The organism is Rhodothermales bacterium (assembly GCA_041391505.1).
Taxonomy (GTDB): domain Bacteria; phylum Bacteroidota; class Rhodothermia; order Rhodothermales; family JAHQVL01; genus JAWKNW01.
On record JAWKNW010000037.1, the window covers coordinates 1 to 12,359 of the forward strand.

Here is a 12,359-nt window from a genome sequence, read left to right on the forward strand (position 1 = left end):
GGCGGGGCACCGTCTGGATGTGATAGCTGAACGTATCGTCGCCGCTGAACCCGGTCGCGGGCGTGTAGGTGAAGGCGCCGGAAGGCGCGAGAAGCACGGCGCCATGCGCCGGCGGGTCGACCAGCACCGCCACGACGGAATCCACCCCGACGATCTCGTCGTTGGAGAGCAGGCCGCTGCCGGCGACCGTCAGGCTGCTGTCCGAGAAGACGGCGAACGCATCCTCTACGGCGACGATGCGCGTCGAATCGGGGGGATTGGACTGGCCGAAGGCGGGGGCGGCGCAGGCGAAGACAAGAGCGATGGTGGCGAAACGCATAAAAAACAGGTGCTGCGTGCGTTAGGACGGGCGATAAACCGGGGGCTTAATATAGTGTTTTTTAACCAAAGCAATGGCTGACCTTTCTCTCGCGCTGCCGCATCCCATCCTCGTCCTGCCGGCGGCCGCGGCCGGCGGGTACCTGGCGTACCGGCTGCATCTGCTGACCCGGTCGGGCGCCCTGACGGCCACGGCGTTCGGTCTCTGTCTGCTCGCGTTTGGCGGCGCCGCATGGTTCTGGCTGGCGATGGCTTTTTTTATCCCGACGAGCCTCCTTTCCCGGGTCGGGCGTGCGCGTAAGGCGGATGCGGAAGCGCGGGTGGAGAAGGGGAGCCGGCGGGATGCCGGCCAGGTGCTCGCCAACGGCGGGGTGGCGTGGCTCATGCTCGGGCTCTACGCGGTCTCGCCGGAGACGGCCTTCCTCTGGGGATTCGTCGGCGCCTTTTCCGCCGCCGCCGCCGACACCTGGGCCACGGAACTGGGCGGCCTGGCGCGCGCCGAGCCCCGGCTCATCACCACGGGTCGGCGGGTGCCCGCGGGCACGTCGGGCGGCGTGACCTGGGGCGGCAGCCTGGGGGCGTGCGCCGGCGCGATCTGGATGGGCGCCGCCGGCGGGATGCTGGGGCTGCTCCCGGTCCTGGGTGTGGCCGCCGTGGGCATGGGCGGCGTGGCGGGGGCGTTCGCCGATAGCCTGCTCGGCGCCACGGCGCAGGCGCTGTATCGCGATCAGCGGGGCAATACGACCGAGCGGCCCGCGGCGGCGAGCGAGCGGGTGCGGGGCTGGGACTGGGTGACGAACGACGTCGTCAATGTCGCGGCCACGGCGGTAGGGGCGGCGGTCGGCGCGGGGCTGGGCTTGGCCTGGGGCGGGAGCTGACGATTCTGTGTGTGGGCGGGTATTTTCGATCGTAGTCCGCTATATTGGCGCCTCCCACACCAACAAATCGACCATCGTGTATGCCCTGGTATAAGAAGTTGCACTGGCAGATCATCATCGGGCTGGTGCTAGGCCTCGTGTTCGGGATCGTGGCGGCGGCGGCGGGCTGGAATGCCTTCACGAGCCGCTGGATCGCGCCGTTCGGGACGATCTTCCTCCGGCTGCTGCAGTTTATCGCGATGCCGCTGGTGCTGGCGTCGCTCGTCACCGGCGTCGCGTCGCTGGCGAACCTGCAGCGCCTGTCGCGCATCGGGGGCAAGACGATCGCCATCTACATGGGCACCACGCTTGTCGCGCTGCTCATCGGCCTTGCCATCGTGAATGTGCTGAAGCCGGGGCACACCGTGCCGGCGGAACTGCGCGACCAGCTCCAGGCGACGTACCAGCAGGATGTCTCGGCGCGGCAGGAGCAGGCCGAAGCCGCCCGCAACCGCGGACCCCTCCAGCCGATCGTCGACATCGTCCCGAGCAATTTCTTCGAATCGGCGGCGAATAACCGGAATATGTTGCAGGTCGTGTTCGTGGCGATCTTCTTCGGAATCGGCCTGCTGATGATCCCACGCGAAAAGAGCGCGCCGCTGCTGAGCCTCTTCGAGAGCCTGAACGAACTGGTCATCAAGCTGGTCGACGTCATCATGTACATGGCGCCGCTGGGCGTTTTTGCGTTGCTTGCGGATACGATCACGGGGATTGCCCGGGGAGGGCTCGGGGATATCGTCGAACTCCTCGCCGCGCTCGGGTACTACTGCATCGCGGTAGTGCTCGGTCTGGCGCTGCAGATGTTCGGGACGTATACGCTCCTGCTGCGCCTGTTCACCAAAATGCGGATATCCCAGTTCTTCAGAGGAATCGCGCCGGCGCAGCTGGTGGCGTTTTCGACCTCGTCGAGCGGGGCCACGCTGCCGGTAACCATGGAATGCGCCGAAAAGAACCTCGGCGTCTCGGAGGAAGTGTCGTCGTTCGTGCTGCCGCTTGGAGCCACGATCAACATGGACGGGACGGGGCTCTATCAGGCCATCGCGGCCGTTTTTATCGCGCAAACCCTCGGGCTGGGGCTCGACCTCGCGGCGCAGATGACCATCGTATTCACCGCGCTGCTCGCGAGCATCGGGACGGCGGCCGTGCCGAGCGCCGGCATCGTGATGCTCGTCATCATCCTCGAGTCGGTCGGCATCCCGAGCGCCGGCATCGCCCTGATTCTGGGGGTCGACCGAATTCTGGACATGCTCCGTACGGTCACCAATATCACCGGCGACGCGGTCGTCGCGACCGTCGTGGCATCCAGCGAAGGCCAGCTGGAAATACCGGGCTAAGGGTTCAAGGTTTGAGGTTCAAGGTTTAAGGAATGGGGTAAAGCCCGTCCATAAACCTTGAACCTCAAACCTTGAACCTCCTTTACCCCTTCTTCGCCAGGTCGGCGCGGATTCGCGCCTCGTAGGACATATCTGGATACTGGCGGTTCATCCACTCGATGCGGCGGAGGAGGTGGGTGGTGCAGACGCGTTCGATCGATACGATCGTGGCGTCCTTCCTCAAACTCAGGATGGTCGTTTCCGTGCTGGCGCAGTCAATGCATGTCTTCATGGTCCCTGGCATCGATGGATCGATAGCAGCCAGGGTGATGCGGCGCCTCCGGGTGTGATGCCCTAAAGGTAGAGCGCCAGTCCGAACTTCGCCGCGGCGTTTCGGAACGCGTTGCTCTCCGCGTTGGATACAGGATCGCCCTGCATCGCATCCATTGGCTCACTCCCGGTGGCCTCTCTGGAGAACTTCCCTTCTTCCGCGTGGATCGTGAGCCGGTAGCTCACGTGGATGCGGTTTGCCGCGGCGTAGATGTTGGTGACGGCGCCTTCCCAGCCGGGTGCGAACTGATCCAGGATGGCGATGGTGTCGTTGAGATTCAGGTATTTGACCCGCCGGCCGCCGACCTGTCGGTTCTGTATGATGTGCGCCGGGATGGGTTTGCGCAGATCGGTCAGGATCTGCGCGAGCGGACGGCCGTAGGGCTCGTCATGATCGCGAATCTGTAATTCCATGGTGAAAGGCTACCAATCGGTTGGGGGATGCGCCAGCCGGTGAACCGTTCGGAAACGTGTTAGGTTCTCCGGTCGGGCGGCGTTCGATCCTATCGAATAATGGTCATCAATCTACTGATCGCGCGTTCGCCGGACGGAAGTTCGGCGCGCAGGCGATAGATATACATGCCGGCGGGCAGCTGCAGGCCGGTAAGGGGTACTTCCCGATTTTTTCCGGCAGGCACGAGTGCGGTCGCCGTCGCGGCGACGCGCCGTCCGAGTACATCGTACACGTCGATCGTCACGGGGGCCGTTGCCGGCAGATCGAACCGGACGGTCGTCGTGGAAGAGAACGGGTTGGGGTAATTGCCGTGCGCCAGGAAGCCGGCGGGGAGGACGGCCTCGTCTTCATTGGCCACCCGGCCTACGTTGCTCACCTTGCCGCTCGTAACCTCGGCCTGCGGCGACCCCTCGTTGAAGGTGAACCGCTCGAACCGGAGATCGGTCTGGCCGGCTCCGACGAACCGGGCATGGAGTTCGAGCAGCACGCCACCGCCACTGAGGAACGCCGCGCCGGCGCCGGCGACCACCACCCGATCCCGCGTCCCGAAATTGGTCGTCAGGATCATGCCGTCGGCCATGAAGCCGGCCGTCGTGACGCTGTCGATCGCGATGATCGTCGAGTCGAACGAGACGACCATGTTGAAGGCCACGACGTTGAGCCCGGTCGCATCGCCCAGCACGACGGGCAGATCGATCGTCGTCTCCTGGGTGACGGTGTCGGGCAGCGCGACGGAAATCGTTTGCGCCGAGGCGTCGATCGACAGGAAGACGAACAGACTCAGAAAGAAAAAGAAAAGTGACTTCATGGTAGGAGAGGAGGAAAAATCGCGAGCGCGCCGGCCGGCATGAATCACGCGAACGGTCGGGGCCAGCGCGTGCGGATATCCGTAATAGGTAAGAGTACGACCGGAAAATGCGCGGATTGTCACAGGAATGGCGATGAGCTGTGGAGAAACTGTAGGAAACCTGCGTGAGCAGCGGAGCAACGATCGTTCCCTGATCGCGGGGCGGAGAAAGGAGGGGCAGCCCGGAAAAGGCAGCAGCCTGACGATGATGGTCGCCAGACTGCTTAATCATGCGTACGAAGTGATAGAGCATGACTCCCGTACGTAAGGGCCTAACGAACGCGCCGCGCCGAAGGTTTCCCGCCGAAATCCGTGTATATTCCCCCCGATGCCCGGTGTGCACCGCGAACCCCGCGGCATCGCTCCGTCTGCCGGCGCATCCGTGCGTCCTGGCGAAATTCCCCCGGCGCTCCGCGCCCTCATTCCGGAAAAACGATGGCGACTTTCTTCCGCATCGCACTGCTCGCGCTGGGCGCTGGGCTGGCCGGCTGTGCCGGCGCCGGCACCACCGGGAGCGAACGGCTTCCCGAACTGGACCCAGAACGCGTGGCCTACCGCGCCACCCTGCCGCCGCTCCTCACCACGGATGAAGGCGTTCCGGTCCGGACGCCGGAGCAGTGGACCGGAACGCGCCGGCGCGAGTTGCTCCGCCTCGTCCTCGAAAACGAATATGGCTTCATGCCGTCGCCGCCGGCCAACGTCCGCGCGCGCGTGATCCAGGAGGATACCGGGTATTTCGACGGTGCCGCGACGAAGAAGCTGGTGCGGCTCGACTACGGGCCGGCCGGGACGCCGCCGATCGAGCTGCTGCTCATCGCGCCCAACGGCGCGCCGGCGCCCGTCATCCTCGGGCTGAACTTCCTCGGCAACCACACCACGACGGACGACCCCACGATCCCGATCTCGCCCCACTGGATTCCGGAGCGCGGCGAAGGCGTGATCGACAACCAGGCCACCGAAGCATCGCGCGGCACCAGCGCCGACCGGTGGCCTTTCCGCGAAGCCGTCGCGCGCGGATATGCGATAGCCACCTTTTATCATGGCGACGTCGATCCCGACCGGGACGACTTCACGGACGGCATCCATCCACACATCCCGCTCAACGGGACGACCGGGCGCACGGAAACGTCCTGGGGCACCCTCGCCGCCTGGGCGTGGGGGATGCAACGCGCGGTAGACTATCTCGCGCAGGAGCCGCTGGTCGACCCCGCGCGCATCGCCGTGATGGGGCACTCGCGCAACGGAAAGGCGGCCCTGCTCGCCGGCGCGACCGACGAACGGGTCGCGCTCGTGATATCCAACCAGTCGGGTTGCGGCGGCGCGGCCATCAGCCGGCGTCGGCTGGGCGAGACGGTGCAGGCGATCAATACGGCCTTTCCGCACTGGTTTAATGAGCGCTTCCGGACCTACAACGACCGCGAGGACGCCATGCCCGTCGATCAGCATAGCCTGCTTGCGCTGATCGCTCCGCGACCCTTGCTCGTGGCGAGCGCCGAAGGAGATACCTGGGCGGATCCCGCCGGCGAATTCCTGTCGCTCGTCGAGATCGACCCGGTTTATCGCCTCCTCGGCACCGATGGATTAGCCAGCCCGCGGATGCCCGGCGTCAACCGGTTGATACACGGCGACCTCGGCTACCACATCCGTCCCGGCGGGCATGGTGTGGGGCTGGCGGACTGGAACGTGTTCATGGATTTCGCCGACGATCACTTCAGGCGGTGACGGGTCAGCGGCGCAGGGTGACGATGCGGGATACCGTGGAGGATGGGCTCTCGGCGCGGAGGACGTAGGTCCCGTCGGCCAGTCCGCCGGCGTTGATCGTGAGGTACCGCACGGCGCCGGCGTCCAGCACGTCATCCAGCAGCACGGCCGCGCGCCGGCCGAGGAGATCGTAGAGCGCCACCCGGACGCGCTCGGTCTGACGTACGCCCACGGCCGACTCAGCGCGGGCGCTCACGGGGTTCGGGTAGGGCGGGAGGAGAATGATGGCCTGGTCGATTTCGACGAGCAGGTTGATCTCGTCGCTGAGCGACTCCGTCCCGTCCGGATCGCGCTGGCGCAGGCGGATCGTCACCACGCCGCCGGTCTGCGCCGCGAAGCGAAATTCGTAGGTCTGGCTCGCCGCCTGGTCTGCCCGTGCGTCGACGCTTCCACGCGGCACGAACGAGCCTTGCGCCCGTTCCTCGACGATGTAACGCAGCCCGGGGAAGCCGGCCGAGGCCTCCCAGGTCACCACGATCTCATCCTCCTCGACCCGGGCGTCGATCGAGAGTAGGCGGGCGCTGGTGAGCGCCGAGCAGGTCGTCACGAGCGGCAACCCGCACACCGGTTCGACGCCGAGCGACCGGTAGGCATCGGTGTCGGGGACGCAGAACCCCGGGGCGTTGCCCTCGAGCGCGCACGAGAGGCCATTCGCGGCGCGCGTCGCGAGCGCCAGCGGAACCGCCCCGATGAGCTGATTGCCGGTCAGGTCGAGCGAAGCGAGCGCCGGGAGTTCGGCCACGGCCGCCGGCAGGCCGCCCTTGAGGTTGTTTTCCGGGAGGACGAGCTGGACGATCCGGTTCTCATCGCACCCGATCCCGAACCAGGCGCAGGCGTCCGGCGTGCTGAACCACCCGCTTCGATCGGTCCAGGAAGGTCCATCCGTCCCGTAAAAAAGCCGCTCCAGCGCCGTGCACTCATCGCGAGAGACATCGGTGGAGTTCGCGCAAAACGAGCAGTCGGTTCGCGCCGGCAGGTTGCAGACGGCGCCGCCCTCGTACAGGGGCGTGTCGGGCAGGCAGAGTCCGCCCGTGTTGTTGTCGATCTCGCAGACGTTCAGTTGCGCGAGCCGGCGGGCGGCGTCGGGCGCGAGCGCGCCCTCGAACGCATTGCCCGAGGCCTTGAAGAAAAAGAGGGAGGGATGCGTGACGAGCGATCGGGGCAGGTTGCCGGAGAACCGGTTTTCCCCGATCTGCATGCTTTGCAGGTCGGGGAGCGCGTCCCATACGTCCGGAAGCTCGCCGGCGAACGCGTTTTTCGACAGGTCGAGGTGCTTGAGCCGGGTCAGGCCGGCGATGGCGGGCGAGACGCTTCCGGAAAGGCGGTTGTCGGAGAGATTGAGTTCCTCCAGCGCCGTGGCCTCGTAGAGACGCGCGGGGATGGGTCCCTCGAACTGGTTCTCGCCGAGGTTCAGGACGCGCAGATTGCGCAGGTTTCCGTATTCGCCGGGGATGGTGCCGCCCACGCTGTTGCGGCTGAGATCCAGCACTTCCAGGTGTTCGAGCGTGCCGAGGGCCGACGGTAAGGTGCCGCCGATCCGATTGAAATAACCGCCGCCCACCGTGTTGTTCAGGACCAGGACGCGCAATTCGGGAAGCAGGGCGATCGACTCCGGGATCGAACCGCTCAGGTCGTTGTCGTGGATGACGATCCCCGTCACGTTGCGCGGCCATTCCTGCTCGTTGCAGTCGACCCCCTGCCACTCACACACGTTGCCGGCGAGCAGCCATCCCGAGTTGGTGACCCACTCGGTGCCGTTGAGGCTGAAAAAGATCTCGAACAGCGCCTGGCATTCCGAGACCGGCACCTGCGTCACCAGCATGCAATCGATGGGCCGCTGCGCGCGCGCCTCATTCAGGGGCGCGCCCAGGAGCACGCACACGAATGACGCGGCCAGGACCCCTCGGTAAAAAGCGGTCATCTTCGGTCGTTGCTGGCTGGAAAGGATGGACGGAGCAGGGTTTGTGAAGGATACACCGGACCCGCCTGCGTTGACCAGCCGCGGTCAGCGCAAAGATACCGACAGGAAGGAAGGGCGCTTTGTTTCAGCCGGCCGGATTGAGGAACGCTTCCGGCTTGAGATTGGGTTTGAACTGGTCCCCGAAACCCGAGTTGTTCGGTTCGTACACACCTTCGATGCGTACATCGGCGCCGTCTTCAGGAATGCGTTCTTCTTCGCCGAGCGCCCAGAGGATGCCCTGCACCGCGAGCCGGCGCATCGACGTCTCCTTGAAGTCGTACGGATGCCCCAGGGTGGTAAAAAACACGCGGGCGGCGTGGCCCGAGGTCCCCGTGTACGTCTTCGTCCAGGCCACCGGGTTCGTCAGCGGAAACTCGTCGAGGCGGTTGTTTTCCTGATGATTCGAGCGCAGGGCGGTGCCCGTCAGGAGCGGCTTGCTGTCGCCCTGCAATTCGTAGGCGCCCCCGTCCACGTGATACAGCCACGAATAGGCCTGGAACGGCGCAACGCCCCTGAGAATGGGGTTTCCCTTTTTCCAGGGGATGAGCTGGACATCGGTCAGCGGCTTGCCGCCGTCCTCGAAATGCCCGTGGTGCGTGATCCAGTGCTGCCCGAATACTGTCGCCGGCCACGTCTCGTTGAAGACGGCCTTGGATGGGTCGTCCTTGTACTGAAAGGCGTGGGTGGCGGTACGGAAGCCGGCCATCGGTTTACCCGACTCCGCGAAGGCGACAATCCGCTTGAGCTGGTCGTCGGGCAGGGCGCGGAAGCGGGTGAATACCACCATCATGTCCGCCGTATCGAGCGCCTCGAGGCCCGCGATGTTGTCCAGCACGTTGGGGTCGACGTTGCCTTCCGCGTTGGTGGCGAAACACACGGTGGTCTTGAAGCCGTAGTTGCGCTCGAGGATCCGCGCGAGCATCGGCATCGATTCTTCCGAGCGATACTCTTCGTCGCCCGTAACGAAGACGATGTGGGGGATCGCGTTGGCCGGCCGTTCGGCGTCGGGGGTTTCCGGGCGCAGATCGATCATGACGAGCAGGATCGTGAGCACGGGTATCGCTACGGGTAGGATGAAACGCATGGCTGCACGGGGTGTGGTGGTGGGCTGCCGTGTGGGAAACGACAAGGATACGAAATCCCTCCGGTATTGCGCCAGCATGGACGAGGAATTGTGTCGATGTCCTCGCTGGGGTCGAAAATGGGGACTTTCCCCATACCGGCGTCCCTTCCGCCTCCGTACCCTTGACGTATTCCTGTCTCTCTTGGGGCGGAGGGCCATTCATTGGTGGGGTAGACCCTCCGCCCACACTTCTTCTCCACAGGTTCGGTCCAGGGGTGCACATCGGGCCGGCCTGTGTCGTTTGCAAAGCGGGCCCTCCCCCTGTGGTTCTTCTCCGTGTTTAGTATATTCCACCACGTAGCGGCTCAAACGCCCGTTCCCGCGCGGATTGCAGGGACAGGCGCAGAGCGAGGCATCGATCCTGTTCCTCGAACGCGTACCCACCCATCAGCATACTGGCTCGTTCCGAAGCGCTAGCAGGGGACTGTCGGGAATCAGCAAGTGAGAGCGGAGATGATCCAACGGTGTATATCCGGTACAGGTAGCTTCCTGGTCATAACCCTTATCCTCCTGTTTACCGGTTGCTCGGGAGGCCTTACCATGCCGGGAGGCGGCACGCTCACCCGTGCGCAGAACTGGCATCTTGTAATGACCAGAATACGTGTCGTCGACGCTCAGGAGGACAAGTCCCTGCTGGGCATCCCGCTGAGCGACGGCGATGAGCCTTATTTTGTGATGTTCGGATTCCGGAGCCGGTTCGGCCGCACCGGATCGACCCAGATTGACTTGAACGACTATGACAACAGCGATTGGGGCGGCGGATTGCGCACCGGGCAACAGGCCAATATCCCGACCGGCATGGGACAACTCCGGTTCGACGCCGTGCAGGCGGATGAGGTGATCGGTTTTGTGGCCGTCGCGTTCGAATCCGACCGGACGCCCTGGGCGGTGATGCGGAACCGGGTGAACGAGGTGAAGGAGATCGTCAAGGCGAACGTGGCGCGGAGCGTGGAGGAGCGGCGCAAGCCGGAACTCGAAACGACCGCGTTTATCGATGAACTCCACCTGTCGCTCCAGGAGGCGGTCGTCCCGCTGAGCCGGCCGCTGACCACCGGCCAGGCCGTTGAACGAAAATGTCGTGTTTTCCGCGGTCGACACCGACGAGCTGGTCGGTACGGTGTCGGCAGGCCATTTATGCGGACGGCGCCTACCGGCGCGGTCGTGCTGCCCCACTACCGCAACGGCCGCCTGACCGACAGGCTGACCAGCCGCACCTTCGATCGGCCTCCAGCCCGCTCATTTTTGAAAACCCCGAGGCGCCCGGTACGATGTCAGGTGTCGGTTCAGGAGAACTGAAACGCGCAGATATGCCCGAACGTTTTTAGACACTGCCTAAAGCTAAGCGCAGAAAGCCATGTTGATACACAGAGCAACCCTACGATCTTCACCCTCGTGCTGGTCACGCTGTTCGCCACTCGCCGGACGCCGGTCGCGCGCGCGCAGATGGTCACTACACCACGAATACCTTCCAAGATCGGCGCCTTCGGCACCATCGGAGCGCATGTGTTCGGGCGCAAGCCGATCACGAAACTCACCTACATCACCCGCGAGCAGAGCGCCACCGTCACGGGCGGCGCCGCGACGATCATGGACCTGAAGGAGCGCAAGATGATTTCGATCGATCATCGCCGGAAATCCCTATTACGAGATGACGTTCGACGAGATGGTCAGATGTTCCCGGCGAGCTCCGAGGCGGACATGGAAGGCCAGGCCCAGGCGCAAGCCGAACAGCAGGGCGATACGAAGGTCGATTACACCTTCGATGTCGTGGTGAACGACCTCGGCGAGTCGGACAACATCAAGGGGTACAAAGTCGATACAAACTCATCCAGATCGAGAGTTGAGCTACACGGCCGAGGCAACCGATGAGGATGGCAACACGGAGACGGCCAGCGGTCGGTTCTTCGCGGTAACCGACGCATGGGTAGGCCCCGGCGTCGAGGGCACCGAAACCGCACAGGCGTTCTCGCGGCGATATGCCGAGGAGATGCAGACGGCGTTCACCGATGCGACAGCCCGCTGGCCTCGATCGGTCAGGTGTTACAGCAGGACCAGCGTATCGGGCCGGCGTTCGAAAAGACGGCCGAAGAAATGAAGAAGCTCAACGGCACACCGCTGCGCAGCACGACGTACATTGTCGTCGTTCCAGAAGAGATGGATCTCGACGTCGATCTGCTTCTCGGGCGCACGAAAGTGGAGAAGAAGAAAGGCGCCGCGCTGGGCAAGATCGCCAAGGGCGCGCTCAAGTCGCGCGGCATTCCGGTCGGCGGCAACAACAACGCCGAGGCCCAGAAGCCGGCCGAGCAGCAAACGCTCCTGTCGATGCGCGAGGAGTACACGGATATCGGTGAGGGCGCCGTCGACCCCTCGAAATTCCAGGTCCCGGCCGGCTACAAGCAGGAGCCCAGCCCGCTGCAGCAGATGCGGCAGAACTGAGCAAGACGGCCTGGGAATTGAAAAATCGGAGATCGGAAATCGCACATTGGGTCAAGCGCTCAATGTGCGATTTCCGATCTCCGATTTCCGTTTTCCGACTTATCTAAACGTGTCGCCGCCTCGGCGCTGCCCGTGCGCAGACCGGTGGTGAACCACTGCTGACGCTGTTCGGAGGAGCCGTGCGTGAACGATTCGGGCTGCACGCGCTGGCCGGCCATGCGCTGGAGGCGGTCGTCGCCGACAGCCGCCGCGGCGCTGAGGCCTTCCTCTGGATCGCCTTCCTCCAGAATATTCCACCTCTTACTGCGCACGGCTGACTTGAACGCCGGCGTAGCAATCGGCCTGTAGCTCCATCCGAACGGACAGCGCGTTGACCTCGGCCTCGCTGGCGCGGCTCTGGGCCTGGCGCACCTGCCGCTCGATGCCGGTCACGTTCTGGATGTGATGGCCCACTTCATGGGCGATCACGTAGGCGAAGGCGAAATCCCCCGGCGCGCCAGGCGCTGCAGTTGCGCAGGAAGCTCAGATCCAGATAGACCTTCTGGTCGCCCAGGCAATAAAACGGCCGTCGCGGCGGTGCTGTACCCGCATACCGATTGCGCGTCGTACATCACCAGCCGGGGCGCCGGGTAACGGCTGCCGGAGGCGCTGAAAATCGCACTCCACACATCCTCCGTGTAGCCGAGCACCACGGTCGTGAAATCGGCTACTTCGTCCTGGGCGCCCGGCGTCGCTTGCTGGGTCGACGACTCGGCGTTGCCTTCGGCGATCTGTTGCAGCAACACCGTGGGGTCCTGCCCGAGCAGCAGACTTACGAGCAGGGCCACGATGGCCGGTCACGCCACCCATCTTGACCCCGCGTCCCATCGATACCCCGCCGCCGCCGCGGCGGTCTTCGAC

General features: G+C 64.6%; 15 protein-coding genes. 6 read left to right on the forward strand and 9 right to left on the reverse strand.

Annotated elements, in window-relative coordinates:
* A partial coding sequence (locus R2834_22520; protein MEZ4703119.1) for an Ig-like domain-containing protein occupies positions 1 to 319 on the reverse strand: 319 nt, incomplete at its 3' end.
* Positions 320 to 392: 73 nt separating this feature from the next.
* On the opposite strand from R2834_22520, the gene R2834_22525 reads away from it, so the two are divergent.
* Both R2834_22525 and R2834_22530 read left to right on the forward strand, forming a co-directional pair.
* On the forward strand, positions 393 to 1,196 hold the full coding sequence (locus R2834_22525; protein MEZ4703120.1) for a DUF92 domain-containing protein: 804 nt from the start codon (positions 393 to 395) through the stop codon (positions 1,194 to 1,196).
* An 80-nt stretch (positions 1,197 to 1,276) separates the two neighbouring features.
* Positions 1,277 to 2,569, forward strand: a complete 1,293-nt coding sequence (locus R2834_22530; GenBank protein ID MEZ4703121.1) for a dicarboxylate/amino acid:cation symporter — start codon at positions 1,277 to 1,279, stop codon at positions 2,567 to 2,569.
* Positions 2,570 to 2,651: 82 nt separating this feature from the next.
* On the opposite strand, the gene R2834_22535 is transcribed toward R2834_22530, so the two are convergent.
* The 3 genes from R2834_22535 to R2834_22545 all read right to left on the reverse strand — a co-directional run bounded on the left by R2834_22535 (position 2,652) and on the right by R2834_22545 (position 4,140).
* The gene (locus R2834_22535; protein MEZ4703122.1) at positions 2,652 to 2,840 is read right to left on the reverse strand and encodes a hypothetical protein; all 189 of its coding nucleotides are present in this window, start codon (positions 2,838 to 2,840) and stop codon (positions 2,652 to 2,654) included.
* A gap of 62 nt (positions 2,841 to 2,902) precedes the next feature.
* Positions 2,903 to 3,292 (reverse strand): hypothetical protein, encoded by a 390-nt coding sequence (locus R2834_22540; protein MEZ4703123.1) that lies wholly within the window; start codon positions 3,290 to 3,292, stop codon positions 2,903 to 2,905.
* 89 nt (positions 3,293 to 3,381) lie between these two features.
* The gene (locus R2834_22545) at positions 3,382 to 4,140 is read right to left on the reverse strand and encodes a T9SS type A sorting domain-containing protein (GenBank protein MEZ4703124.1); all 759 of its coding nucleotides are present in this window, start codon (positions 4,138 to 4,140) and stop codon (positions 3,382 to 3,384) included.
* A 474-nt stretch (positions 4,141 to 4,614) separates the two neighbouring features.
* Between R2834_22545 and R2834_22550 the strand changes: the two genes are divergently transcribed.
* Positions 4,615 to 5,901 (forward strand): hypothetical protein, encoded by a 1,287-nt coding sequence (locus R2834_22550; protein ID MEZ4703125.1) that lies wholly within the window; start codon positions 4,615 to 4,617, stop codon positions 5,899 to 5,901.
* 4 nt (positions 5,902 to 5,905) lie between these two features.
* On the opposite strand, the gene R2834_22555 is transcribed toward R2834_22550, so the two are convergent.
* Together R2834_22555 and R2834_22560 are read right to left on the reverse strand one after the other, a co-directional pair.
* The gene (locus tag R2834_22555; protein ID MEZ4703126.1) at positions 5,906 to 7,861 is read right to left on the reverse strand and encodes a leucine-rich repeat domain-containing protein; all 1,956 of its coding nucleotides are present in this window, start codon (positions 7,859 to 7,861) and stop codon (positions 5,906 to 5,908) included.
* Between the two features lie 124 nt (positions 7,862 to 7,985).
* Positions 7,986 to 8,984 carry a ThuA domain-containing protein gene (locus R2834_22560; protein ID MEZ4703127.1) on the reverse strand — a complete coding sequence of 333 codons (999 nt, stop codon included), beginning with the start codon at positions 8,982 to 8,984 and terminating at the stop codon, positions 7,986 to 7,988.
* A gap of 579 nt (positions 8,985 to 9,563) precedes the next feature.
* On the opposite strand from R2834_22560, the gene R2834_22565 reads away from it, so the two are divergent.
* The 3 genes from R2834_22565 to R2834_22575 all read left to right on the forward strand — a co-directional run bounded on the left by R2834_22565 (position 9,564) and on the right by R2834_22575 (position 11,459).
* On the forward strand, positions 9,564 to 10,319 hold the full coding sequence (locus R2834_22565; protein MEZ4703128.1) for a hypothetical protein: 756 nt from the start codon (positions 9,564 to 9,566) through the stop codon (positions 10,317 to 10,319).
* Between the two features lie 96 nt (positions 10,320 to 10,415).
* Positions 10,416 to 10,892 carry a hypothetical protein gene (locus tag R2834_22570; GenBank protein MEZ4703129.1) on the forward strand — a complete coding sequence of 159 codons (477 nt, stop codon included), beginning with the start codon at positions 10,416 to 10,418 and terminating at the stop codon, positions 10,890 to 10,892.
* Between the two features lie 168 nt (positions 10,893 to 11,060).
* Entirely contained in the window at positions 11,061 to 11,459 is a 399-nt protein-coding gene (locus R2834_22575; protein MEZ4703130.1) for a hypothetical protein, read from the forward strand.
* Positions 11,460 to 11,518: 59 nt separating this feature from the next.
* On the opposite strand, the gene R2834_22580 is transcribed toward R2834_22575, so the two are convergent.
* The 3 genes from R2834_22580 to R2834_22590 are packed head-to-tail and all read right to left on the reverse strand — an operon-like array spanning position 11,519 to position 12,286.
* Positions 11,519 to 11,770: a neutral zinc metallopeptidase gene (locus R2834_22580; protein MEZ4703131.1), complete on the reverse strand. Its 252-nt coding sequence runs from the start codon at positions 11,768 to 11,770 to the stop codon at positions 11,519 to 11,521.
* Positions 11,760 to 11,927, reverse strand: a complete 168-nt coding sequence (locus R2834_22585; GenBank protein ID MEZ4703132.1) for a neutral zinc metallopeptidase — start codon at positions 11,925 to 11,927, stop codon at positions 11,760 to 11,762. Before R2834_22585 ends, R2834_22580 begins: the two co-directional genes overlap by 11 nt.
* Positions 11,924 to 12,286: a neutral zinc metallopeptidase gene (locus tag R2834_22590; GenBank protein ID MEZ4703133.1), complete on the reverse strand. Its 363-nt coding sequence runs from the start codon at positions 12,284 to 12,286 to the stop codon at positions 11,924 to 11,926. Before R2834_22590 ends, R2834_22585 begins: the two co-directional genes overlap by 4 nt.
* Positions 12,287 to 12,359 lie beyond the last annotated feature (73 nt).

What these genes read in the sequence shown, in the direction of transcription:
- R2834_22555 (MEZ4703126.1), bottom strand. Translation starts at nt 7,861, where the DNA reads ATGACCGCTTTTTACCGAGGGGTCCTGGCCGCGTCATTCGTGTGCGTG.
- R2834_22535 (MEZ4703122.1), bottom strand. Translation starts at nt 2,840, where the DNA reads ATGAAGACATGCATTGACTGCGCCAGCACGGAAACGACCATCCTGAGT.
- R2834_22530 (MEZ4703121.1), top strand. Translation starts at nt 1,277, where the DNA reads ATGCCCTGGTATAAGAAGTTGCACTGGCAGATCATCATCGGGCTGGTG.
- R2834_22560 (MEZ4703127.1), bottom strand. Translation starts at nt 8,984, where the DNA reads ATGCGTTTCATCCTACCCGTAGCGATACCCGTGCTCACGATCCTGCTC.
- R2834_22565 (MEZ4703128.1), top strand. Translation starts at nt 9,564, where the DNA reads ATGCCGGGAGGCGGCACGCTCACCCGTGCGCAGAACTGGCATCTTGTA.
- R2834_22545 (MEZ4703124.1), bottom strand. Translation starts at nt 4,140, where the DNA reads ATGAAGTCACTTTTCTTTTTCTTTCTGAGTCTGTTCGTCTTCCTGTCG.
- R2834_22550 (MEZ4703125.1), top strand. Translation starts at nt 4,615, where the DNA reads ATGGCGACTTTCTTCCGCATCGCACTGCTCGCGCTGGGCGCTGGGCTG.
- R2834_22540 (MEZ4703123.1), bottom strand. Translation starts at nt 3,292, where the DNA reads ATGGAATTACAGATTCGCGATCATGACGAGCCCTACGGCCGTCCGCTC.
- R2834_22525 (MEZ4703120.1), top strand. Translation starts at nt 393, where the DNA reads ATGGCTGACCTTTCTCTCGCGCTGCCGCATCCCATCCTCGTCCTGCCG.